Source organism: Bradyrhizobium sp. AZCC 1588, from assembly GCF_036924735.1.
Classification (GTDB): domain Bacteria; phylum Pseudomonadota; class Alphaproteobacteria; order Rhizobiales; family Xanthobacteraceae; genus Bradyrhizobium.
This window is the reverse complement of the sequence record NZ_JAZHSC010000001.1, coordinates 3,227,648-3,249,173: the sequence shown is the minus strand read 5'-3', so window position 1 is coordinate 3,249,173 and position 21,526 is coordinate 3,227,648. Positions and strand designations below refer to the sequence as shown.

The 21,526-nt window shown below is 62.3% G+C and carries 21 protein-coding genes and 1 tRNA gene; 9 read left to right on the top strand and 13 right to left on the bottom strand.

What is annotated here, in order from left to right; translation table 11 throughout:
• The first annotated feature begins 35 nt into the window (after positions 1 to 35).
• The 5 genes from ugpA to V1277_RS15165 all read left to right on the top strand — a co-directional run bounded on the left by ugpA (position 36) and on the right by V1277_RS15165 (position 3,989).
• A complete protein-coding gene (gene ugpA / locus V1277_RS15185; RefSeq protein ID WP_334371546.1) occupies positions 36 to 917 on the top strand; it encodes a sn-glycerol-3-phosphate ABC transporter permease UgpA in 882 nt (293 codons plus the stop codon).
• The gene (ugpE, locus tag V1277_RS15180) at positions 917 to 1,765 is read left to right on the top strand and encodes a sn-glycerol-3-phosphate ABC transporter permease UgpE (protein ID WP_334417026.1); all 849 of its coding nucleotides are present in this window, start codon (positions 917 to 919) and stop codon (positions 1,763 to 1,765) included. The genes ugpA and ugpE overlap by 1 nt, the downstream gene beginning before the upstream one ends.
• A 108-nt stretch (positions 1,766 to 1,873) precedes the next feature.
• A complete protein-coding gene (locus tag V1277_RS15175) occupies positions 1,874 to 2,962 on the top strand; it encodes a sn-glycerol-3-phosphate import ATP-binding protein UgpC (protein WP_334417024.1) in 1,089 nt (362 codons plus the stop codon).
• A gap of 282 nt (positions 2,963 to 3,244) precedes the next feature.
• Positions 3,245 to 3,670, top strand: coding sequence for an Hsp20 family protein (locus V1277_RS15170; RefSeq protein ID WP_028347911.1), 426 nt, complete (start codon positions 3,245 to 3,247; stop codon positions 3,668 to 3,670).
• A gap of 52 nt (positions 3,671 to 3,722) precedes the next feature.
• Entirely contained in the window at positions 3,723 to 3,989 is a 267-nt protein-coding gene (locus V1277_RS15165) for a DUF1150 family protein (RefSeq protein ID WP_065746389.1), read from the top strand.
• 223 nt (positions 3,990 to 4,212) lie between these two features.
• Here V1277_RS15165 and V1277_RS15160 read toward each other — a convergent pair whose 3' ends face one another.
• The 10 genes from V1277_RS15160 to V1277_RS15115 form a co-directional block, all read right to left on the bottom strand.
• Entirely contained in the window at positions 4,213 to 5,901 is a 1,689-nt protein-coding gene (locus V1277_RS15160) for a methyl-accepting chemotaxis protein (RefSeq protein ID WP_334417022.1), read from the bottom strand.
• A gap of 118 nt (positions 5,902 to 6,019) precedes the next feature.
• Complete coding sequence (gene ptsN / locus V1277_RS15155) at positions 6,020 to 6,481, bottom strand: PTS IIA-like nitrogen regulatory protein PtsN (RefSeq protein WP_028347914.1); 462 nt, start codon at positions 6,479 to 6,481, stop codon at positions 6,020 to 6,022.
• Between the two features lie 233 nt (positions 6,482 to 6,714).
• Positions 6,715 to 7,317, bottom strand: coding sequence for a ribosome hibernation-promoting factor, HPF/YfiA family (gene hpf / locus V1277_RS15150; protein ID WP_334371556.1), 603 nt, complete (start codon positions 7,315 to 7,317; stop codon positions 6,715 to 6,717).
• A gap of 129 nt (positions 7,318 to 7,446) precedes the next feature.
• Positions 7,447 to 9,096, bottom strand: a complete 1,650-nt coding sequence (gene rpoN / locus V1277_RS15145; RefSeq protein WP_334417021.1) for an RNA polymerase factor sigma-54 — start codon at positions 9,094 to 9,096, stop codon at positions 7,447 to 7,449.
• Positions 9,097 to 9,301: 205 nt separating this feature from the next.
• On the bottom strand, positions 9,302 to 10,309 hold the full coding sequence (gene lptB, locus V1277_RS15140) for an LPS export ABC transporter ATP-binding protein (RefSeq protein ID WP_334417020.1): 1,008 nt from the start codon (positions 10,307 to 10,309) through the stop codon (positions 9,302 to 9,304).
• Positions 10,310 to 10,503: 194 nt separating this feature from the next.
• The gene (locus tag V1277_RS15135; RefSeq protein ID WP_334417018.1) at positions 10,504 to 11,187 is read right to left on the bottom strand and encodes an LptA/OstA family protein; all 684 of its coding nucleotides are present in this window, start codon (positions 11,185 to 11,187) and stop codon (positions 10,504 to 10,506) included.
• The gene (gene lptC / locus V1277_RS15130) at positions 11,184 to 11,915 is read right to left on the bottom strand and encodes an LPS export ABC transporter periplasmic protein LptC (RefSeq protein WP_334417016.1); all 732 of its coding nucleotides are present in this window, start codon (positions 11,913 to 11,915) and stop codon (positions 11,184 to 11,186) included. The genes V1277_RS15135 and lptC overlap by 4 nt, the downstream gene beginning before the upstream one ends.
• Positions 11,916 to 12,211: 296 nt before the next feature.
• Positions 12,212 to 12,826: a ribonuclease D gene (locus V1277_RS15125; protein WP_334371566.1), complete on the bottom strand. Its 615-nt coding sequence runs from the start codon at positions 12,824 to 12,826 to the stop codon at positions 12,212 to 12,214.
• A 370-nt stretch (positions 12,827 to 13,196) separates the two neighbouring features.
• Positions 13,197 to 14,810: a GNAT family N-acetyltransferase gene (locus V1277_RS15120; RefSeq protein ID WP_334417014.1), complete on the bottom strand. Its 1,614-nt coding sequence runs from the start codon at positions 14,808 to 14,810 to the stop codon at positions 13,197 to 13,199.
• Positions 14,811 to 15,046: 236 nt separating this feature from the next.
• Positions 15,047 to 15,133: transfer RNA gene (locus V1277_RS15115), tRNA-Leu, on the bottom strand.
• 149 nt (positions 15,134 to 15,282) lie between these two features.
• Between V1277_RS15115 and V1277_RS15110 the strand changes: the two genes are divergently transcribed.
• A complete protein-coding gene (locus V1277_RS15110) occupies positions 15,283 to 16,263 on the top strand; it encodes a complex I NDUFA9 subunit family protein (RefSeq protein ID WP_334417012.1) in 981 nt (326 codons plus the stop codon).
• 171 nt (positions 16,264 to 16,434) lie between these two features.
• Here V1277_RS15110 and V1277_RS15105 read toward each other — a convergent pair whose 3' ends face one another.
• Entirely contained in the window at positions 16,435 to 17,241 is an 807-nt protein-coding gene (locus tag V1277_RS15105; RefSeq protein WP_334417010.1) for an undecaprenyl-diphosphate phosphatase, read from the bottom strand.
• A gap of 183 nt (positions 17,242 to 17,424) precedes the next feature.
• Between V1277_RS15105 and V1277_RS15100 the strand changes: the two genes are divergently transcribed.
• Positions 17,425 to 18,117 carry a glutathione S-transferase family protein gene (locus tag V1277_RS15100; RefSeq protein ID WP_028347923.1) on the top strand — a complete coding sequence of 231 codons (693 nt, stop codon included), beginning with the start codon at positions 17,425 to 17,427 and terminating at the stop codon, positions 18,115 to 18,117.
• Positions 18,066 to 19,253, top strand: a complete 1,188-nt coding sequence (gene queG, locus V1277_RS15095; protein ID WP_334417008.1) for a tRNA epoxyqueuosine(34) reductase QueG — start codon at positions 18,066 to 18,068, stop codon at positions 19,251 to 19,253. The genes V1277_RS15100 and queG overlap by 52 nt, the downstream gene beginning before the upstream one ends.
• A gap of 9 nt (positions 19,254 to 19,262) precedes the next feature.
• Here queG and V1277_RS15090 read toward each other — a convergent pair whose 3' ends face one another.
• Both V1277_RS15090 and V1277_RS15085 read right to left on the bottom strand, forming a co-directional pair.
• On the bottom strand, positions 19,263 to 19,733 hold the full coding sequence (locus tag V1277_RS15090; protein ID WP_334417006.1) for a nuclear transport factor 2 family protein: 471 nt from the start codon (positions 19,731 to 19,733) through the stop codon (positions 19,263 to 19,265).
• A gap of 174 nt (positions 19,734 to 19,907) precedes the next feature.
• Complete coding sequence (locus V1277_RS15085; RefSeq protein ID WP_334417004.1) at positions 19,908 to 20,714, bottom strand: alpha/beta hydrolase; 807 nt, start codon at positions 20,712 to 20,714, stop codon at positions 19,908 to 19,910.
• Positions 20,715 to 20,938: 224 nt separating this feature from the next.
• On the opposite strand from V1277_RS15085, the gene infC reads away from it, so the two are divergent.
• On the top strand, positions 20,939 to 21,478 hold the full coding sequence (gene infC, locus V1277_RS15080) for a translation initiation factor IF-3 (RefSeq protein ID WP_028347926.1): 540 nt from the start codon (positions 20,939 to 20,941) through the stop codon (positions 21,476 to 21,478).
• Positions 21,479 to 21,526 lie beyond the last annotated feature (48 nt).

The window sequence follows — 21,526 nt, the reverse complement described above, 5'->3', positions numbered from 1 at the left end:
AGCGCTTGCATCACCGGGAAGACCGCGACGCCTGAATGGAAAAGTCCACCGTCTTCAACAACCGCCTGCTGCCCTATCTGCTGCTGCTGCCGCAGCTCGTCATCACGGTTGTCTTCTTCTATTGGCCGGCAAGCCAGGCGATCTGGCAGTCCTTCCTGCGCGAGGACGCGTTCGGCCTGGTCTCCGAATTCGTCGGGCTGGAAAATTATCAGGCCCTGTTCGCTCAGCCGGAATATTACCGGTCGATGCTGACGACGGTGATCTTCTCGACGCTGGTTGCGGCGCTGTCGCTCTCGATCGCACTGTTGTTCGCAACCCAGGCCGACAAGAATCTGAAGGCCGCGCCCGCCTACAAGACGCTGATGATCTGGCCCTACGCGGTGGCGCCCGCGGTGGCCGGCGTGCTCTGGTTCTTCATGTTCCAGCCTTCGCTCGGCATGCTGGCGCGTCCGCTGCGCGGCATGGGTCTCGACTGGAATCCGCTGCTTAACGAGAACCACGCCATGATGCTGGTGGTAATGGCGTCCGTCTGGAAGCAGATCTCTTACAATTTTCTGTTCTTCCTGGCCGGCCTGCAAGCGATCCCAAGGAGCGTGATCGAGGCCGGTGCCATCGACGGCGCCCGGCCGATGCGCCGCTTCTGGACCATCATCTTCCCGCTGCTGTCGCCGACGACGTTCTTCCTGCTGGTGGTCAACGTCGTCTACGTCTTCTTCGACACGTTTGGCATCATCGACGCTGTCACCGGCGGGGGCCCCGCCGGCGCCACCACCACCATGGTCTACAAGGTCTATGCCGACGGCCGTCTCGGTGGCGACCTCGGCGGCTCGGCGGCGCAGTCGGTGGTGCTGATGGTCATCGTGATCGCGCTAACCGCGATCCAGTTCCGCTATGTCGAACGCAAGGTGCAGTACTGATGGTCGAGCACCGCCCGCTCACCGATTTCATCGCCTACGCGATCCTGACGCTTGGCATATTCATCGTCGCTTTCCCGGTTTATCTCGCGCTGGTCGCCTCGACCCATGATGCAGCGACGGTGGTCGGCGGCCACATGCCGGCGACGCCCGGCAGCCACACGTTGGAGAACTATTATCGCGCCATCTTCGTCGGCGGCGCACGCACCAGCCGCGAGCCGGTGGCCAACATGCTGATCAACTCCTTCGTCTCGGCGATCGGCATTGCGGTGGGCAAGATCTTCATCTCGATCCTGTCGGCCTATGCGGTGGTCTATTTCCGCTTTCCCTTCCGCAAGACTGCGTTCTGGATCATCTTCATCACGCTGATGCTGCCGGTCGAAGTGCGCATCTACCCGACCTACAAGGTGGTCGCGGATTTGCGCCTGCTCGACACCTATGCCGGCCTGATCCTGCCGCTGATTGCATCCGCCACCGGCACGCTGCTGTTCCGCCAGTTCTTCATGACGGTGCCGGATGAACTCCTGGAAGCCTCGCGCATCGACGGCGCCGGACCCTTCCGCTTCTTCTGGGATACGCTCTTGCCGCTGTCGGTGACGACCATGGCGGCGCTGTTCGTCATTCAGTTCATCTATGGCTGGAATCAATATCTCTGGCCGCTTTTGATTACGACGCAGGATTCGATGCAGACCATCGTGATCGGCATCAAGAAGATGCTGGTGACGACCGACGAGCTGGCCGAATGGCAGCTCGCAATGGCGACCGCGGTCCTCGCCATGCTGCCACCGGTCGCAGTGGTCATATTCATGCAGCGGCTGTTCGTCCGCGGCCTGGTCCAGACGGAAAAGTGAGGAGGCGAATAGTGAGTAGCGAATGGCGAATGGAAAATACTGCGAGCGTCCCGGCGCGCTGCGCTTCCCTATTCGCTATTCGCCATTCGCTATTCGCCGGCGCAACCCATGGCTAATGTAACGCTCCGCAACGTCCGCAAAACCTACCTTGGTGGCTTCGAGGCCATCAAGGGCATCGATTTCGAGGTCGGCGACGGCCAGTTCTGCGTGCTGGTCGGCCCGTCAGGCTGCGGCAAGTCCACGCTGCTGCGCATGGTCGCGGGGCTGGAGACCATCACCGGCGGTGAGATCGATATCGGCGGGCGCGTCGTCAACCAGATCGAGCCGGCCGACCGCGACATCGCAATGGTGTTCCAGAACTACGCGCTCTACCCGCACATGAGCGTCTACAACAACATGGCCTATGGCCTGCGCAACCGCGGCATGGCGGAGGGCGAGATCAAGACGCGTGTCGAGGAAGCGGCACGCATTCTCGAGCTCGGCGCAATGCTCGAACGCAAGCCGCGGCAATTGTCCGGCGGCCAGCGCCAGCGCGTCGCGATGGGCCGCGCCATCGTGCGGCAGCCAAAAGTGTTTCTGTTCGACGAGCCGCTATCGAACCTCGATGCCAAACTGCGCATCGCCATGCGCGTCGAAATCCGCAAATTGCAGCGCCGGCTGTCCACAACATCGATCTACGTCACCCACGATCAGCTCGAGGCGATGACGCTGGCCGACATTCTCGTGGTGATGAACGGCGGCCAGGTCGAGCAGATCGGCAATCCGCTGGAAATTTACCAGAAGCCCGCCACCACCTTCGTTGCCTCCTTCATCGGCGCCCCGCCGATGAACCTGATGCCGCTGCGCTCCGAATTGAAATCGCAATTGGCCGGCGATATCAGCGCCGCCGAAGCCGGCATCATCGGCATCCGGCCTGAGGACTTTGTGATCTCGAACCAAACGGTGTCCGGTGGCGTGGCGCTCGGCCTCACCGTGGAAGCGATCGAGCGCGTCGGCGCCGAGACGTTCGTCTACGGGACGAGGCAGCAGGAAATGCAGGGGGTGGCCGCCACCCCGGGCGAGCTGCCGCCTGGGGAAATCATCGTGCGGATTCCCGGCGCCGTCGGTCCCGCCATCGGCGAGCGAATCAGGGCGGTTGCCGCGCCCGACAAGCTGCATCTCTTTACCGCTGATGGACGGAAACGAGTCGAAGTATAGCCGGGTCATTCCGGGGCGCGAAGCGAACTATCGGTGCGCACTTGCGCACCCGAGAATCTCGAGATTCCCCGGTGCGCACTTGCGCACCTGAGGTCCGGTCCTTTGGACCATCCCGGAATGACGGTGGAAAACCCCACCACCGCCGATTTACGCAACGTTCAGAGGTGCTTGAACCCTCCCCAAATCACCCCCATATTCCCTCATGACCGGACGGCAAGTCGGCCGGCCGGTTGAATGGGGCGCCGCAAGGGCCCCTCAAAGTCGCTTCGAGAGGACTTTGTGATGTCTCGTGTTCCTTCGTTATCAAGTCCGTTCCTGCTTGGGTTCGACGAAATCGAGCGTGCGCTCGATCGCGTCGTCAAAGGCGCCGACGGTTATCCTCCTTACAACATCGAGCGGTGCGACCGCGCCAACGGCCAACCCGAACGGTTGCGCATCACGCTGGCGGTAGCGGGTTTTACCCGTGACCAACTCGATGTGACCATTGAGGAAAACCAGCTCGTGATCCGGGGCCGCCAGCAGGACGACAAGGCCCGGCAATACATCCATCGCGGCATCGCCGCGCGCCACTTCCAGCGCACCTTCGTGCTGGCGGAAGGGATGCAGGTGCTGGGCGCGGATTTGAAAAACGGGCTGTTGTCGATCGACCTTGCCAGGCCGGAGCCTGAAAGGGTCGTTAAGACAATCGCTATCAATGAGCACGAATAATAGTGGAACAAGGAGCGGACTCGACCGCTTAGTCTCCAGAGGAGTCGAGACCATGAGTGACATGAGTGTGACCTTCGAATCCGAAAAGGTTTCCGTTGAGGCGCTGGCCCATCTTGGTGAAGGCCATATCGCCTACGTGAAACAAGTCCGTTCCGAGGACGTGCCGGGACTGTTTCCGCAAGCGCCGAAAATCGCGCCAGGGCTGAAACTGTTCGCGCTGCATGCCGCCGACGGCACCCCGATCATGCTGACCGACAGCCGCGAAGCGGCGATCGCCAACGCATGGAGCAACGAGCTTCAGGCCGTCAGCGTGCACTGACGCAGCGCTTGCTGCTGTCACTGACGCAGCACTGCTGCTGTCACTGACGAAGCTTCGCCGGTATCGACTGATCTGATTCCGAGTGAATGCGAGAAGAGAGTTTCGGATACGCGGGCATCGCCCGCGTATCTTCGTTATTAGCAAATTCCCGTCCGCTGATATCATCTCTTTGTTTGAGCATGATCTTTTCGGAAAACCGCTTCGCACTTTTTCGGATCATGCTCTAGGCCGCGCGAACGGTCGAGAGGAATTTCTCCACTTCGCCCTTGAGATGATTGCTCTGTCCCAGCAGCGAGCGGGCCAGACCATGCACATGCGTCGATGCCGCGCCGGTATCGGTCGCGCCGCGGTTGACGTCGGTGATGCTGCCCGCGACCTGCGTGGCGCCCTGCGCCGCCTGCTGCACGTTGCGCGAGATCTCCTGGGTTGTTGCGCCCTGCTCTTCCACCGCTGCCGCGATTGCCTGCGAGATTTCCGCGATGCGGCCGATCGTGCCGCCGATTTCCTGGATCGCCGACACCGACTGATTGGTCGCCGATTGCATCTGGCTGATCTGCTCGCTGATTTCCTCGGTCGCTTTCGCGGTCTGCGCGGCAAGCGCCTTGACCTCGGAGGCGACAACCGCAAATCCGCGGCCCGCCTCACCGGCGCGCGCCGCTTCGATCGTGGCGTTCAGCGCCAGCAGGTTGGTCTGCTCGGCGACCGCGCTGATCATCTTGACCACTTCGCCGATCCGGCTGGCGGACTGCGCGAGATCGGCAATCCGCGCGTTGGTCTGCTCGACCTGGCTGACCGCCTCGCGGGATATCTTGTGCGAATCCTGGACCTGGCGGCCGATCTCCGACACCGACGAGGCCATCTCTTCCGCGGCCGCCGCGGCGGACTGCGCGTTGGCCGAGGATTGCTCCGATGCGGAGGCAACGGTTGCCGAGAGCATCTGGGTCACTTCCGCAGTCTTGGTTAGCTGTCCGGCCGATGATTCGAGTTCGGATGAGGCGGTCGATACGGTCTGAATGATCTTTCCAATCGCGGCATCGAAGCCATCGGCCATCTGCTGCATCGCGGCCTTGCGTTCGCCTTCGGCCTTCGACTTCAGACTTGCCTGCTCCGACTCCATCGACTGAACGCGCAGCGCGTTGTCCTTGAACACCTGAACCGCGCGCGCCATGGCGCCGACTTCGTCGTCGCGGCTGAGCGCCGGGACCGAGACATTGAGGTCGCCGCCGGCAAGACCCTTCATCACATTGGTCATTTCGGCGATGGGGCGTATGACGCCGAATGCCACACCGAAAATGCCGGCGCCGATGACCAGAAACACCGCGGCCGAAACGCCCCACAGCACCCACGTGAACGTGCTGACGCGCCCCGTCGCCGCGACCTCCGTCGCCGCGTTCTGCTCGTTGGTCTGCTTGACGATGTCGTCGATGATGGCGCGGTGCGCGGTATAGCATGCGGTGATCTCGGCATAGGATTTCGCCGCAGCCGTGCCGTCGCCCTTGGCGAGCGCAGGCAACAGGCCGCCCTGGATTGCGGTCCAGAAGCGGCGCACCTCGCTGTCGGACTTCTCGACCAACTTCGTCTTCAGCACCGGATCGAGATCGGATTTGGTCCAGAAATCGTGCCGCTCGTCATATTCCTTCTTGAGCTGCGCAATACGGTCGCGATGCGACGAAAGCTGCGCCGAATCGTGCAGCACGAGGGTGGCCTCGAGATAGGCCTCGATGACATATTCGGGCGGCGGCAGGATGTCGGCAATGAGGTCGTTGCCGAGCTTGATCTGGTTGTAAAGCGGACCACCGACCTTGAGCTGCGACAGCCCGTAGACGCTGGTGGCAATGACGGCACCGAGACCTAATGCGGTGACCAATCCAAAAATCAATATCGCGCGCGAAATCGTAAGCCGCAGCGTCATGGCAATGTTCTCCGGGCGTTGAAAAAAATCCCAGCGACTGAAATTGCTAATATTTAGCTTAAAATTGCGTTTATCCGGTGTACCACCGGGCAGGGAATTGCGATTCCGTTTGACGGAATTACGCCGCGCTCGCCGGCGGCAACGCCAGTACCGAATAGATCGCCTGGGCGTCGCGGGAGGCCCGGAGCTTCTTGGCGACGTCCTGGTCGCGCAACAGGCGCGCAATCCGCGCCAGCGCCTTCAAATGATCGGCGCCGGCGCCTTCCGGGGCCAGCAGCAGGAAGATCAGGTCGACCGGCTGGCCGTCCATCGCCTCGAAATCGATCGGGCGTTCCAGCCGGGCGAACAGCCCGAACAGCTTTTCCAGTTTCGGCAGTTTGCCGTGCGGAATGGCGACGCCATAGCCCACCGCGGTGGTGCCCAGTTTCTCCCGCTGCAACAGTACCTCGAACACCGAGCGCTCGTTCTGGCCGGTCAGGGCGGAAGCGCGCGCGGCCAGCTCCTGCAGCGCCTGCTTCTTGCTGATGACCTTCAAAGCGGGGAGAATCGCCTCGGGTGCGACCAGATCGGTAATCGTCATGGGGCGTTCCGAGGTGAATTAAACCGACAGGTTGCGAGGATAGGTTCTAGAACCGGGGCGTCAAGAAGATGAGACGGGAGGCGGGGTTAAACCCGGGTCCCGATTTGCACGGCTTCTACTCCAACGCACGCGCGGTGCCAACTCCCGAAGGGCCAGTTCCTGCACCCCCTGCTTAAAGAGCGGCGGACCATAGGGAGGGCCAATGGGGGCGTCAATGCCATCGGGCATAGATCTCAGGGGGTAACCGAGGGAGGATCGATCCAGCCGACATTGCCGTCCGGCCGGCGGTAAATGATGTTCACCCGGCCGCTGGACCCGTGCTGAAACACGATACAGGCGGCCCCCGTCAGATCGAGTTCCATGACCGCCTCGCTGACCGAAAGCCGCTTCAGCGACGTGGTCGCCTCCGCGATGATAACGGGGCTATAGGATGTGACCTCCTCCTCGCCTCCCGCCGGCGCCTCGATCACATAGCTCGGCGCATCGAGCACCGGGGTATTGATCTCGGCCAGCGCCGCGGAAGCCGCATAGGCCTTGCGGGCCGAGCGGTCCTTCAGCCGGCTCTTGTAGCGGCGCAGGCGCTTCTCGATCATCAAGAGCGCCTGGTCGGCGCTGGCATAGGCATCGGGAGCATTGGAATCGGCCTCCAGCGTAATCCCGGAGTCCAGATGCAGCGCGCAATCGGTGCGGAAGCCGAAGCCATCCTTGCTCAGCGTGATGTGGCCGGAATAATTGCCGTCGAAATATTTTCTCAAGACCTCATCGGTGCGCTCGCTGACGCGCGAACGAAGCGCCTCGCCGACACTGATGCTTTTCCCGGAGATTCGAAGGGTCATTTGATGCCTCGCTTGATGCCTCGACTACTCTGGTGTTGCCGGAGCATGGCCCATTCGGAAAACCGGTGTCGCTTTCCGGGCCGCGCTCTGTCGGGGACCTGACACTATCGCGATCTGACGCGAACGCAATCAGGCCGGCGCCGCATCGCGGGACCGGTCGGAGGAAGTGGCGGGAGCGGAAAGGGCGTTACCGAGCATGCTCTGTTTGTCGCGGCGGCGCTGGACCGAAGAAGGAATGCGCATGGCTTCGCGGTACTTCGCGACCGTGCGGCGGGCAATATCAATGCCCGATTCGCGCAATCGTTCCACGATGGTATCGTCGGAGAGGATCGCACTCGGCGCTTCCGCATCGATCAATTGCTTGATGTGGTGGCGGACCGCTTCCGCCGAATGCGCCTCGCCGCCATCGGCCGAAGCGATCGAGGCGGTAAAGAAATATTTCAGCTCAAAACTGCCGCGATTGGTCGCCATGTATTTGTTGGCGGTGACCCGCGACACCGTGGATTCATGCATCTGGATCGCGTCCGCCACCGCTTTCAAATTCAGCGGTCGCAGGTGCGCGACGCCATGGGTGAAGAACCCGTCCTGCTGGCGGACGATTTCGGTGGCGACCTTCAGGATGGTGCGGGCGCGCTGATCGAGCGCGCGCACCAGCCAGGTCGCGTTCTGCAGGCAGTCGCTGAAATAGGATTTGTCGCCGTCCTTGCGGATCGTCTTCGACAGCTCGGTGTAATAGACCTGATTGACCAGCACGCGCGGCAAGGTGTCGCTGTTGAGTTCGACATGCCATCCGCCGTCCGGGCCGGGCCGCACATAGACGTCGGGCACCATGGTCTGCGTGCGCGCCGAGCCGAACTTGAGGCCGGGCTTCGGATCGAGACGCCGGATCTCGCCGATCATGTCGGTGATGTCTTCGTCGTCGACGCCACACAGTTTGCGTAACGACGCAATGTCGCGCCGCGCCAGCAGGTCGAGATTTTCCACCAGCGCCTGCATGGCCGGGTCGTAGCGGTTGAGTTCGCGGAGCTGGATCGCGAGGCATTCGCTCAGGTTCCGCGCGCAGACGCCGGGTGGATCGAACGTCTGCAGCACCGCGAGCACGGCGTCGACGTCCGCCTGCGAGGCGCCCAGGCGCTCGGCGGCCTGCCCCAGATCCGGCGGCAGATAGCCGGCGTCGTCTACCAGATCGATCAGGTACTGCCCGATCATGCGCTGCGCCGGCGCACTGAAGGCGACCGCGAGCTGTTCGGCGAGGTGGCCGGATAGCGTCACCTCGGCGGCGACGAAGGCTTCCAGATTGTATTCGTCGTCATTGGAGGCACCCCCGCCCCACTCGGTGTAGGCGGTCGGCGCCGCGTCCTGTGCGGCGCGCGCGGCGGCTTCGGCGGGCTCTTCGGAAAAGACGTTGTCGAGCGGGGTGTCGAGCGTCTGCTCGATCTCGGTTCGGCTGCCGAGGTCGCGGTTCAGCCAGTCCTCCTGGCTGGGCTCGAATGTCTCGCTCCCTGGGCCGGTGCCCATATCGGAGGCATCGCCGCCGCCATCCTCGCCATAGCTGCCGGAATCGGAGAATTCGGCGCGCTCGGATACCGGCTCGCCTGCAACCGGCGGTTCGGGGCCGTCGCTGGCCCGGTCCAGCAGCGGATTGCGCTCCAATTCCTCCTCGACGAAAGCCGAGAGGTCGAGATTCGACAGTTGCAGCAGCTTGATCGCCTGCATCAATTGCGGCGTCATCACCAGCGACTGCGACTGCCGGAACTCTAATCTCTGCGTCAGCGCCATGAGGCCAAGAACCGATCCACCAAAGTTGGTCCGATTCTTGCTTATATTAGTCCAACGCCCTTGTACACGCCTTGACGAACGCGAAAATTGGGCTATGGCGCGATCAGCGACCGCGGGAAGCCGAGCCGCTCCCGGGCGCGCCAGAAAATCCTGGTTGAGTGCAATACCTTATGACCGAACCGCCGATACTCTGGCGGGTCGCGCGCTATAGTCGGAATTCCTCGCCAAGGTAAAGACGGCGTACATCCGGATCGTTGACGATCTCTTCCGGACTGCCCTCGGTCAGGATCTGTCCGGCATAGACGATATAGGCGCGGTCGGTGAGGCCGAGCGTTTCACGCACATTGTGGTCGGTGATCAGGACGCCGATGCCGCGGTTGGTGAGGTGGCGGACCAGGTCCTGAATGTCGCCGACCGCGATCGGATCGATGCCGGCAAAGGGCTCGTCGAGCAGCATGTAGTTCGGGCGCGTCGCCAGCGCGCGCGCAATTTCGACGCGGCGGCGCTCGCCGCCGGAGAGCGCGATCGATGGCGATTTACGCAAGCGCGTGATGTTGAATTCGTCGAGCAGCGAATTGAGCTCGGCCTCCCGCTTCTTGCGGTTGGGCTCGACGACTTCGAGCACGGCGCGAATATTCTGTTCGACGGTGAGGCCGCGAAAGATCGAGGCTTCCTGCGGCAGGTAGCCGATGCCGAGCCGCGCGCGCTGATACATCGGCAGTTGCGTCACGTCGTGACCGTCGAGTTCGATGGCGCCGCGATCCGCCTTGATCAGTCCGGTGATCATGTAGAACACGGTGGTCTTGCCGGCGCCGTTCGGGCCGAGCAGGCCGACCGCCTCGCCGCGGCGAACATAGATGCTGACGCCGCGCACCACTTGCCGCGTGCCAAAACTTTTTTCCACGCTGTGCACAGCGAGAAAGCCGGGCCGCTTGATCAGGCGGGGCGCTTCGCCGCCATTGGGCTTGGTGCGAGGCGCCTGTGCCCGTGAACGCGCTCTCTCCTCGCGGGGTTCGACGTGGGGCTCGGGCTTCGGCAATTGCAGCCCGGGCAGCGAAGCCGAACGCGCCATTGGCGGCGCATCGCGCACCGGGCTCGCCAGCATGTCGCCGAAGGAATCGCCGAGCGCGGTAATGTCCTCGCGCGAACGCGCAAAGCCCACAGGGCCGCGTTTCGCGGGGCGTCGACGGAACATGCCGAATAAATCCACCATCCCGCTTCGCTTAAGCCTTTCACGGTGATTCCGCGACGCGCCCGCCGGCGAATCGCTTCGCTAGCGAACCATGAATGAATGGATGTCCCTGCCCAGCGAAACACCCCGCCGTGCGCCCTGCCCAGTAGATACAGGCTCGCGCTACCGGCTTCAACCGTGACCGCCCCAAATAATCTTTAAGGCGCTGATCTGGCTTATTTTTTACCAGGGATCAGCGAGGGTATCTGGACCGGAGCGGGCTTCGACCCGCCCGATCCCGACCCGCAATTCTCTCCCTGGATGAACATGCCCTGCACCTTGCCGCTGTCGGATTCGACGCGTGATACACCGGTCGTCATGTCGACCTTGAGCCGATCGCCCTTGAGTACGTTCTTGCACTGGGTGAGCACGACCCCGCCCACCATGGTGATGAGGTTGGCCCGCGTGTCGAAAATCGCAGTCTCGCCGGTCACGACCTGGTCCTTCTGCGTGACCACGACGGAGCCCTTGGCTTCGAGCCGGCGGATAGACGAGCTGCCGCCAGGCCCGGGGCTCGCGGACTGCATCGACGCGGATTTCGATCCCTTGGGTGCAGCGGGCGGCGCGTCCGATGCCGGACCGGAGTCGTAAAACACCACCAGCGACTTCGAGGTCATGGTGGTATCGCCCTGCACGACCTTCACGTTTCCGGAAAAGGTCGCCTCCTTTTTCTTGTCGCGCATTTCGAGCGACGCCGCCTCGATCTGAATCGGCTGATCGCGGTTTTGCGAAAAGCCCTGCATCGCATTCGGCACGCCCGACATGGCGCCTTGCGCGAAGGCGTCATCGGAGGCGGTCAACGCGAGCACAAGCGCTGCCGCCGCAAACCTGCGCGAGAACAACTGCATCATAGATATCATTTCGTGTTGGCGGACTTCCCGCTGATGGACCGCGTCTTCGGCGCTGGCTGCGGCTCAGGCTCAGGAGCAGGTGCCGGAGGGCTTTCCATGATCAGATTCATCACGACATTGCCTTCGAAGCGCACGATCTCGCCGCTGTTGATGATCCTGAGCCGGTCGGCGGTGAGCGTACCGTTCAGCAATTTGACGTCGACATGCTCGTCCGACGTCACCGTGCCCTTGTTGATGTCGACATAGGCCTGCGACAGTTTCGCCTCATAGCCGGTGGAGGATTGCAGGAAGATATCCTTGCGCAGGTCGAGCATCTGCTGCTTGCTGTCGAAAAATCCCGTGCGGGCATCCATCGTCACCGTGCTCTTGTCCTCCATCATGACCTTGGCCCGCAGCGTCTGGAGTTCGACGTGATCGGGGTTGGCCAGATCCTGGATCGCCGCCTTGGCCCACAAATCGTATGGGCGCTGGTCGGTGGAGAAGCCGGCAAGGTGCGGCGTTTCCATGGTGATCTTGGTGCCTGACACCACGAGATTGCCCATGTCGACCGGCAGCTTTGCCAACCCCGTGATGCGGAACGGGTTGAAAATCGAGACCGCGACGATACCGGCCATGGCCAGCAGCACGGCTGCCGGAACCGCGACCCGCAGCACCCGCACCATCCGGCTGTGACGGGCGGCCGCAGCGAAGCGGGCCTCCATTCCGGTGGCAAAGGCTGGGTTCTGTATCGAGTTCACCGCGGCTCCAAGGACGCCCAAGAGAGCGTCATCCTACCCGCAATCGCGGGATTATGCAGCCCGGACACTCGCGATGAGTGTGACCGAAACGGGGCGGAGGCGGATTATTTGACCGTGTCCCGGACGCGGTGCAGCCTAGGCGATGCGAAGCATCGTCCGGCTTCACGCTGCTCCGCAGAGCCGGGACCCAGCGCCCGACGTACGGAAACAGGGCCCGGCTCAGCAGCGCATCACCATAGCGCTTCGAAGACGCGCGTAAACGCGCTTATGGCGCTGCGCAGCATCCGGGGCACGCATCACGAATGCGCGAAGATGTCCTCGGCCTCCCATCCGCCGAGATCGAGTTTTGCCCGGGTCGGCAGGAAGTCGAAACAGGCCTGTGCCATCGCCGTACGCCCCTCGCGGGCCAGCATGGCATCGAGCCGTTCGCGAAGGCTATGCAGATGCAGCACGTCCGAGGCGGCATAAGCGAGCTGCGCCTCGCTCAAACTCGCTGATCCCCAGTCGCTCGACTGCTGCTGCTTCGACAGATCGATGTTGAGGACTTCGCGCACCAGGTCCTTCAGGCCGTGGCGGTCGGTATAGGTGCGGCTCAGCCGCGAGGCGATCTTGGTGCAATAGACCGGCTGCGGCATCACGCCGAAGGTGTTGTAGAGCACGGCGACATCGAAGCGGGCGAAGTGGAAGATCTTCGTGATCGCCGGATTGGCGAGCAGCGCCTTCAGGTTCGGCGCGTCGGTGTGGCCCTTCGGGATCTGGATGACATCAGCGCTGCCATCGCCGTTCGACATCTGCACCACGCAGAGCCGGTCACGGTGCGGATTGAGCCCCATAGTCTCGGTATCAATCGCCACCGAATCCTTGTAGCGGGACAGATCGGGCAGGTCGCCACGATGCAGGCGGATTGTCATGAAGGGAAGCCTCGCGTCTTTAGTCGATTCGACGGGAACACTAGCGCCCGGAGCCGCGGGTGGCGAGCGGCTGGGCATGGCTTATAGGACGGGAATTACGGAGTTCGCCGTGATTTTGTCCGCCAGTCAGGCCATCGCCCGCTTTGTGCATGGCGACGTATTGCCCGCTGCCCGTAGGCAGGGCCGGCTTCCGCTCTTTGGACAGCTTGCGCGGCAACCTGACGGTCTCTGTCGTGGGTATTCTCCAGCGGCAAATTATACGCTCGCCCAGACTGCGGCACATTGGTCAACTTATTGTTTTTGTTGATGTATTTTACAAACCCAGTTACTGAATCTCGTTTGAGGGAACCGAGGCCAAGGTCTGCTCGCTTCAATGGCGGCCCTGGCTGTCCTGGACAATATTGTTCCGTTGCGTGATGGCGAGATCATAGTCGGGCTTGAGCCTGATGGCCGAGTTGAAGCTGGCGAGCGCTTCCTCCCGTCGGTTCAGGTACTTCAAGGCGAGGCCGCGATTATAGTGAGCCGCGGCAATATTGGGCTGTAGGCCAATGGCCCGGCTAATCTGCCGCTCTGCCGATTCGAATTTGCGCTGCTGCAGGAAAACCACGCCCAAGAGATATGCAGCTTCGACGTGGTTCGGGTCAGCCTTCAGAATCGCGCGATACGCATTCTCCGCCTCGGACGTTTGCCCGCGTTGATGGAATGCTTTGGCCTCGTGCAGACCGGCCGGCACTCTGCGCTGCTGTTCGGCCTCAAGCTCTTTCAGCAGCTCTGCTGCATCGGCGTGGCGCGGGTCGACCGCCAGGATCTGGCGGCAAGCTTGCTGGGCGTCGTAGAGAGCGCCTGCCGTCTTGAGCCCCTGCGCACGCGCGAAAACCACAGGCAGGCTCAGCGGATCCAGTTGACCGCGAAGGTTCTGCTGATCAAGCGTGGCCACGCGCATGCATTCGATCCTGCGTTCCAGCCCGCCAAAATCATACTTGTAGGCAAAATTTCCGGTCTGGAGATCGTACACGGTGAAGCCGTTCTCGATTCCCCATCGGATGCATTCAAGATGAAGAACAAAGCCGGGCGGGGGACGCTTGACGCTGAGATCGCGACCGTTCAACAGGCTGATCAATGTGCCGTTCTTCCGGTCGATGAGGCTGGCCTGGAGCCCGACCCGCGCTTCCCCTCGCCAGAGGATGGGCATCAGAAGCGCATCGTCTGCGAAACAGCACTTCAGCATGTTGCGGAAATTATTCATCATGCCGTAAGGCAGTCCTGGATTGTATCGCGCCGCCAGTTTGGCCGCCCACTGATTCTCCCAGAATTTCAGAAGCGCCTCGATGTCCTCGTCGATCGTATCGGCAGTCGGGCGCGTGATCCCGTATTCACCGCCGTTTTCGACCTGCCGGAAGGCCGCCCGAACGTTCCTGCGCGTGCTCGCGCTCAAGGTTTGATGGAGAAATGCATCCCAATCGGCCGGCAGGTTCACGTAGACGTAAATGTCATGGTCGATGCCGTCGCCGTCATCGGGGCGCTGCAGTTTCTCGATCACAAACTCGGTCGGCGAAAATTCATTCAAAAAAAGCGCAAGACGATCCGGCGAAGCCAGGATGTTGTCCAGGAAAAACACGGTCCAGTTTCGCCGCTTGGTGTGCTCGGCAAACGCACGCATTAGCTCGGCCTCGTGCCGGGGATCGCAAAGGAATCCATTGTAGCCGGCAAAATACCCGCCGCCGGTTCTCAGTTGATTCTGGAATTTCCCTTCTTTGTTTCTAACGGTGCGCAGTTGCAGCGGAAAGAAGCCGACGTAATCCGGCGAGCCAGGGTCCGCCTTTGCTGCGAGGACGATCCATTGAGACCCGAGCCGTTCGAACCAGCCTGCCATCCAGGAAAAGGACATGTAAAGCTGCGCTTGGGGGTCAGCCTGATAAACAGCTTCCCAGTTGCTCTTGAAGCGGAGCAATTTGTCGAGACTCGAAATAACATCGACGTGCATGGCGTTGGCCTTTGCTCAAGGGAGCAGGTGGCGAACTGTGCAATGGTGGCGGCTCTGAATCCCTTGTCTTAAAAAACAAACGTACAGTTCCATTTAGCCATGGAAGCCGGCTCGCTGGCAACCGGTCGGGTGGGGGATCAACTAGGGGGCTATGGCCCATGGTCGGGCGCGTCCGGCCAACGCCTCGCCAGCCGCTCAACATGATTTGGGCATGGGTGGTACTTGGGCATGGGCAGTGGTGCCCAGGAAAGGACTCGAACCTTCACGGCCGTGAAGCCACTGGCACCTGAAGCCAGCGCGTCTACCAATTCCGCCACCTGGGCCCGGGCGGGTTAGTAAGGATCAGTCACGCGCTTGTCAAATCGCTTCAATGCCATCCGAAATCCGCTGTACAGCGGAGCCGTGTTGGCGTATCGCGAATCCGCTAAATCCCACCGATATCTTCGAATTTGACCGGCAGGAATTGACCCCGATGACATCGCACGCGGCAGCGAACCTGGAAACGCTCATCACGGTGTTTGGCGGATCGGGCTTTCTGGGACGAAACGTGGTCCGGGCGCTGGCCAAGCGCGGCTATCGGATTCGGGTAGCGGTGCGGCGGCCCGAACTGGCGGGGCACCTGCAACCGCTCGGCCGCGTCGGCCAGATCCACCCCGTGCAGGCCAATCTGCGCTACCCGGCTTCGGTGGAGGCGGTGATGCGCGGTTCCGAAACCGTGGTCAACCTGGTCGGCACCCTGGCCGAGAGCGGCGCGCAGACCTTCGACGCGGTGCAGACCAAAGGCGCCGAAACCATCGCCAAGGCCGCCGCCGCCATCGGCGCGCAGATGGTGCATGTATCGGCGATCGGCGCCGACGAGAATTCGCCGTCGGCCTACTTCCGCTCCAAGGCTTTAGGCGAGAAGGCCGTGCTGGCGGCAGCGCCATCGGCCACGATCCTGCGGCCGTCGCTGCTGTTCGGGCCCGAGGATCAATTCACCAACCGCTTTGCGTCGCTCGCCCGGATATCGCCGTTCCTGCCGCTGATCGCCGGCGGCGAGACGCGGGTGCAGCCGGCCTATGTCGCCGACGTCGCCAACGCGGTCGCCGATGCCGCCGAGGGCAAGACCAAGCCGGGCGCGACCTACGAGCTCGGCGGGCCTGACGTGCTGACCATGCGCGAGATCATGGAAATCATCCTCAAGATCACCGACCGCAAGCGCATGCTGGTTTCGCTGCCGTGGGGACTGGCGAAGCTAAAGTCGCAGTTCCTGCAATTCGCGCCGGGTCCGTTGAAGCTGACGCCGGACCAGGTGGCGATGCTGCAAGTCGACAATGTCGTGTCGGACGAAGCGAAGGCGGCTGGCCTGACGCTGCAGGGGCTCGGCATTACGCCGGAAGCGATGGAAGCGATCGCCCCGCAATATCTCTGGCGCTTCCGCGCCGCCGGGCAGTTTCAAAGGAAGAGCGCGTAATCTTCGTAGGGTGGGCAAAGGCGCTCTTGCGCCGTGCCCACCATTCAATACCGCGCTCGTGATGGTGGGCACGCTTCGCTTTGCCCACCCTACACCTGGAGCTCCAGCGCATTTCAACAATCGAGATTTGTGGTTATGGGTCCCCGCGTTCGCGGGGACGACGGAGAGAGCCTACTTCCCCAGCGCCAGCGCGATCAGGCCGAGCGTGCCGATGACGACGCGCCACCACGCAAAGAACGTGAATCCGTGGCGGGTGACATAGGTGAGGAACGTCTTCACCACGATCGCCGCGGTGATGAACGAGACCACGAAGCCGACCGCGATGATGCCGATGTGGTCGGTCGTCATCTCGGCGCGGTTCTTGTAGAAATCATAGGCGAACGCGCCGATCATGGTCGGGATCGCGAGAAAGAACGAAAACTCCGCGGCCGATCGCTTGTCACCGCCGAGCAGCATCGCCGCCACGATGCTGGCGCCGGAGCGCGACACGCCGGGAATCATCGCGACGCACTGCGCGATGCCGATCCACAGATACATCAGCAGCGGATAGCGCGTGGCGTCGTGCTGTGTCGGCTTGAGATAGAGTTGATCGACCCACAACAGAATTGCGCCGCCGACGATCAGGGTGAAGCACACCACCCACGGATTGAAGAGAAACTCCTTGATGTACTTGCCGGCAACCAGGCCGATGACCACCGCAGGCAGAAACGCCAGCAATACGCCGATCACGAAGCGCTGGTCGTCGGGGTTGCTGAACATGCCGAGCGCGACGCGCCACAATTTGACGAAATAAAGCATGACGATCGCGAGGATCGCGCCGAGCTGAATCAGCACGACAAAGCTCTGCCAGAACGCGCCCTCGCCGAGCCCGAAGAATCGTTGCGCGACCAGCATATGGCCGGTCGATGAAACCGGCAGGAATTCCGTGACGCCCTCGATGATGCCGAGAATCACCGCCTTCACTACATCCGACATCATGATGGGGGTCCGTTTTGACTGGAAAAACCGCGTCCTTCTCGCCTATTCATCCCGATGCCGCAATCGCAAAAAAACGCCAAAGACAGTTGCCTCTTGCGTCTGCTTGGCTAGTGTCGCGATTCGCATGACGCGGCTTGACCGCTCGGGTTCCTTGAGCGTCGCCGCGAATTGTTCAAGGATTTCATGTACACGCTCTATCATCATCCGTTCTGTCCGCATTCGCGCTTCATTCGCCTGGTGCTGGGCGAACACGGCCTCGACCTGCGCCTGGTGGAAGAGCGAGCCTGGGAGCGGCGTGAAGGGTTTCTCGTGCTCAATCCCGCGGGCACCACGCCGGTGTTGATGGCTGACGGCTTTCCGCCGATTCCCGGCGCAGGCGTCATCGCCGAATATCTCGACGAGACGCACGGCCTGGAGGCCGGCGAGCGGCGGCTGTTGCCGGCCTCGATGGCGGAGCGCGTCGAGGTGCGCCGGCTGATGGCGTGGTTCAACGAAAAATTCTTCGAGGAGGCCTCGAACCCGCTGGTAACCGAGCGCATCTATAAGCGTTTCATGAGTGAGGAGAATGGCGGCGGCGCGCCGGCGGCCGACGTGATCCGCGCAGCCAAGGCCAATGTGCGCTATCATCTGGCCTATATCGGCTGGCTGGCGCAGACGCGGAACTTCCTCGCCGGCGACCGGCTGAGCTACGCGGATCTCGCCGCCGCGGCGCACCTTTCGGCGATCGATTATCTGGGCGATGTCCCATGGAGCGAGGACGAAGCGGCAAAGATGTGGTACGCGCGGGTGAAATCCCGCCCGTCGTTCCGCCCGCTCTTGAGCGAGTGGCTGGCGGGCGTGCCGGCGTCACGCACCTACGTGGACCTCGACTTCTGAACAAGGCCGTCAAGCTCCCCGCCAGCGATCTAAAGTCCGCGCTCGTGCGCGAAGCCGCGACACTCGGTTTCGATTGCATCGGCGTCACCGATCCCGGCGCGCTCGGCAATGCCGGAAAATATTTCCGCGAGTTCCTCGATGCCGGCGCGCATGGCGACATGGACTGGCTCGCGGCACAACCCGAACGGCGGATGGATCCGCGCGTGCTGTGGCCGGGTGTGCGCTCGATCATCATGCTCGGCTTCAATTACGGACCCGATGACAATCCGCTCGCGCTTCTCGAAAAGCGCACACGCGGCGCAATCTCTGCCTATGCCCAGGGCGACGACTATCACGACGTGATCAAGAAGCGCCTGAAGACGCTGGCGCGGTGGCTGGTCGCGGCATCGGGCGAGGACGTGAAAGTGTTCATCGATACTGCAGCGGTGATGGAAAAGCCGCTGGCGCAGGCGGCGGGACTAGGCTGGCAAGGCAAGCACACCAATCTGGTCTCGCGCGAGTTCGGCTCATGGCTGTTTCTCGGCGCGATATTCACCGCCGCCGAACTGCCGCGCGACACCGCCGACACCGATCATTGCGGCACCTGCAACGCCTGCCAGGAGATCTGCCCGACTGCGGCGTTCCCCGCACCTTACAAGCTCGATGCACGGCGCTGCATTTCCTACCTGACGATCGAGAACAAGGGCCCGATCCCGCGTGAATTCCGCAAAAGCATCGGCAACCGCATCTATGGCTGCGACGATTGCCTCGCCGTGTGCCCGTGGAACAAATTCGCGCAAAAAGGCCGCGAAACCAAACTTGCTGCACGCGCGGAATTGCGCGCGCCTTCGCTAGGAGAGTTGGCGCGGCTCGACGACGCCGCATTTCGCGCGCTGTTTTCGAAATCGCCGGTCAAGCGCATCGGCCGCGACCGTTTTGTCCGCAACGTGCTGATCGCGATCGGCAATGCCGGGGATGCGGCGCTGGCGATTGAAGCAGAGCGATTGCTTGACGATGCAAGCCCGCTCGTGCGTGGCGCGGCGGTCTGGGCGCTGTCGCAATTGGTCGAGCGAGAGAGATTCGACGCGCTGGCTGCGAGGGCTTCGAAGAGTGAAGCCGATGAAAGCGTTCGGCAGGAATGGCTGCAAGCTTCCTAGCCTCCGCTGTCACTCCGCCAAATGCCGCTTCATCTCCGGTCGAGCCTTCAGCGCCGCGCCCTGCTTGGCCACGATCTTCGCAATCCGCTCCGGCGCGAATTTGAGGTCGACGAAGGCTGGCGCGGTGTTGGCGACCTCGTGATATTCCATGATCTTGCCGTCGCGCAGCCGCATGATCGCGACGCCCTCGAACATCGCCCGCGCACCCTCAGCCTCCGGCAGCGTCGAGCGATAGCTGAATGTATAGCGCGCATAGAGCGTGTGGCCGTCGGTGACGGGATCATGCATGTCCCAGCGAAAATCGGTCGCGGTGCGATAGAACCAGTCGTCGATCAGGTCAGCGATTTTGGCCCGGCCCTCGAACGCACCGTAGAACACGTCGTGATAGACGCCGTCCTCGGTGAACAGTTCCGAGAAAGCCTTGCCGTTGCGCTGCTCGACGGCGTCACAGAAGGCGCGGAGCATGGTGGATGTGTTCATGGCGTTGTCTCCCTGCACGTTATTTTTTCTTCCCTCTCCCCTTGTGGGAGAGGGTGGATCGAATGAGCGAAGCTCATTCGAAACGGGTGAGGGGTTCTCTCCGCGGAGACAAACCCCTCATCCGCCTTGCCTTCGGCAAGGCACCTTCTCCCACAAGGGGAGAAGGGAAAAAGATCACCCCATCTCCGCCACCGCAGCGATGATCCGCGCGATGTCCTGCGGGCGGGACAGACGGTGGTCGCCGTCCTGGATCATGGTCAGCACCACGTCCTCAGCCGGCAACCGGTGCGCCAGCGCGAAAGCGTGCTGCCAGGGCACGTCGGGATCCTGCGCGCCCTGCAGGATACGCACGGGACATCCGACCTCGATGGCGCTACCGAGCAGGAGATGGTTGCGGCCCTCCTCGATCAGTGCGCGCGTGATCGGATAGGGTGCGCCGTCGCCATACTCCGACGGCCGCATCCACACGCCCTTGGTCCTGATCTCCTCGCGAACCTCGTCGGAAAAACTGTTCCACATCAATTGCTCGGTGAAATCAGGCGCCGGCGCGATCAGCACCAGTCCGGCGAGGTTCGCCTGCGCCGCCTCACGCTCGGCGATGGCGCGCGCCAGCAGGAGCGCCAGCCAGCCGCCCATCGATGAACCGATCACGACCTGCGGGCCCCGGCAGAACTGCTCGAATACCGCAACGCTCTCTTCCAGCCAGCGTCCGATGGTGCCATCGACGAAAGCGCCGCCCGATTCGCCATGGCCGGAATAATCAAATCTAATACAGGCCCGGCCGTGTTCCGCGGCCCAGGCGTCCAGCGCGAGCGCCTTGGTGCCCCGCATGTCGGAATTGAAGCCACCGAGCCAGAATAGCCCGGGCCCGCTGCCGGCGCGGGCGCGCACCGCGATCCGGCGGCGGGCGTCGGCCTCTCCCACCTCGATAAAGGTCGGTTCCTGGTCGATTGGCGCTGAATTTGTCGCTGAATCAGTCATTGGATCGTCACTCTCGCCCTGCCGCTTTGTCCGCGAGCGCGCTCTGTCGGTCAAGCACGACACCGCCCGGCGCTTGCGGATCAGGCCGCCGCGCTATATTTGCCGGACGTGACCGAAATGCCTCGCATTTGACGGTTTTCGGGCGCAGACCGCGAGTTCGCTTGCTGTCTTGAGCGTATTGCTTCAAACTGCGGCCCTTCTTTCACAACTTTGGAGAGTTACCCATTCGCCGTCCCAACAGAGCCCCGCCCGCTGCAACCAAAGACGGGCCGCGCACCAATGATGATATCCGCAACGCGCAGATCCAGCTGATCGATCAGAACGGCACCAACCACGGAACGGTCGAGACCGTGGTCGCCATCAAGATGGCGCTCGAGGCGGGCATGGATCTTGTCGAGATTTCGCCGAACAACAATCCTCCCGTCTGTAAGATCATGGACTACGGGAAGTTCAAGTATTCGGCACAGAAGAAAGCCGCCGAGGCGCGCAAGAAGCAGAAGATCGTCGAGATCAAGGAGATCAAGCTGCGGCCGATGATCGACGATCACGATTACGACGTGAAAATGCGCGCCATGCAGCGGTTCTTCGAGGAAGGCGACAAGGTCAAGATCACCTTGCGCTACCGTGGCCGCGAAATGGCGCACCAGGAAATCGGCACCAAGCTTCTGGACAAGGTGAAGGCCGACGTCGCCGAGTTCGCCAAGGTCGAGCAGGACGCCAGATTCGAGGGACGCCAGGTCGTGATGGTGCTGGCGCCGCGCTAAGTTGAGTTAGTAGAATCGAAAGCGGCCCGTCGGATGACCCGGCGGGCC

Coding starts and splice junctions, on each gene's coding strand:
- V1277_RS15100 (WP_028347923.1), top strand. CDS start 17,425: ATGTACACGCTCTATCATCATCCGTTCTGTCCGCATTCGCGCTTCATT.
- ptsN (WP_028347914.1), bottom strand. CDS start 6,481: ATGACGATTACCGATCTGGTCGCACCCGAGGCGATTCTCCCCGCTTTG.
- V1277_RS15120 (WP_334417014.1), bottom strand. CDS start 14,810: ATGCACGTCGATGTTATTTCGAGTCTCGACAAATTGCTCCGCTTCAAG.
- V1277_RS15125 (WP_334371566.1), bottom strand. CDS start 12,826: ATGACAATCCGCCTGCATCGTGGCGACCTGCCCGATCTGTCCCGCTAC.
- V1277_RS15135 (WP_334417018.1), bottom strand. CDS start 11,187: ATGATATCTATGATGCAGTTGTTCTCGCGCAGGTTTGCGGCGGCAGCG.
- V1277_RS15105 (WP_334417010.1), bottom strand. CDS start 17,241: ATGATGTCGGATGTAGTGAAGGCGGTGATTCTCGGCATCATCGAGGGC.
- V1277_RS15175 (WP_334417024.1), top strand. CDS start 1,874: ATGGCTAATGTAACGCTCCGCAACGTCCGCAAAACCTACCTTGGTGGC.
- V1277_RS15090 (WP_334417006.1), bottom strand. CDS start 19,733: ATGAACACATCCACCATGCTCCGCGCCTTCTGTGACGCCGTCGAGCAG.
- lptB (WP_334417020.1), bottom strand. CDS start 10,309: ATGGTGGATTTATTCGGCATGTTCCGTCGACGCCCCGCGAAACGCGGC.
- V1277_RS15170 (WP_028347911.1), top strand. CDS start 3,245: ATGTCTCGTGTTCCTTCGTTATCAAGTCCGTTCCTGCTTGGGTTCGAC.
- V1277_RS15160 (WP_334417022.1), bottom strand. CDS start 5,901: ATGACGCTGCGGCTTACGATTTCGCGCGCGATATTGATTTTTGGATTG.
- hpf (WP_334371556.1), bottom strand. CDS start 7,317: ATGACCCTTCGAATCTCCGGGAAAAGCATCAGTGTCGGCGAGGCGCTT.
- V1277_RS15110 (WP_334417012.1), top strand. CDS start 15,283: ATGACATCGCACGCGGCAGCGAACCTGGAAACGCTCATCACGGTGTTT.
- rpoN (WP_334417021.1), bottom strand. CDS start 9,096: ATGGCGCTGACGCAGAGATTAGAGTTCCGGCAGTCGCAGTCGCTGGTG.
- ugpA (WP_334371546.1), top strand. CDS start 36: ATGGAAAAGTCCACCGTCTTCAACAACCGCCTGCTGCCCTATCTGCTG.
- V1277_RS15085 (WP_334417004.1), bottom strand. CDS start 20,714: ATGACTGATTCAGCGACAAATTCAGCGCCAATCGACCAGGAACCGACC.
- ugpE (WP_334417026.1), top strand. CDS start 917: ATGGTCGAGCACCGCCCGCTCACCGATTTCATCGCCTACGCGATCCTG.
- V1277_RS15165 (WP_065746389.1), top strand. CDS start 3,723: ATGAGTGACATGAGTGTGACCTTCGAATCCGAAAAGGTTTCCGTTGAG.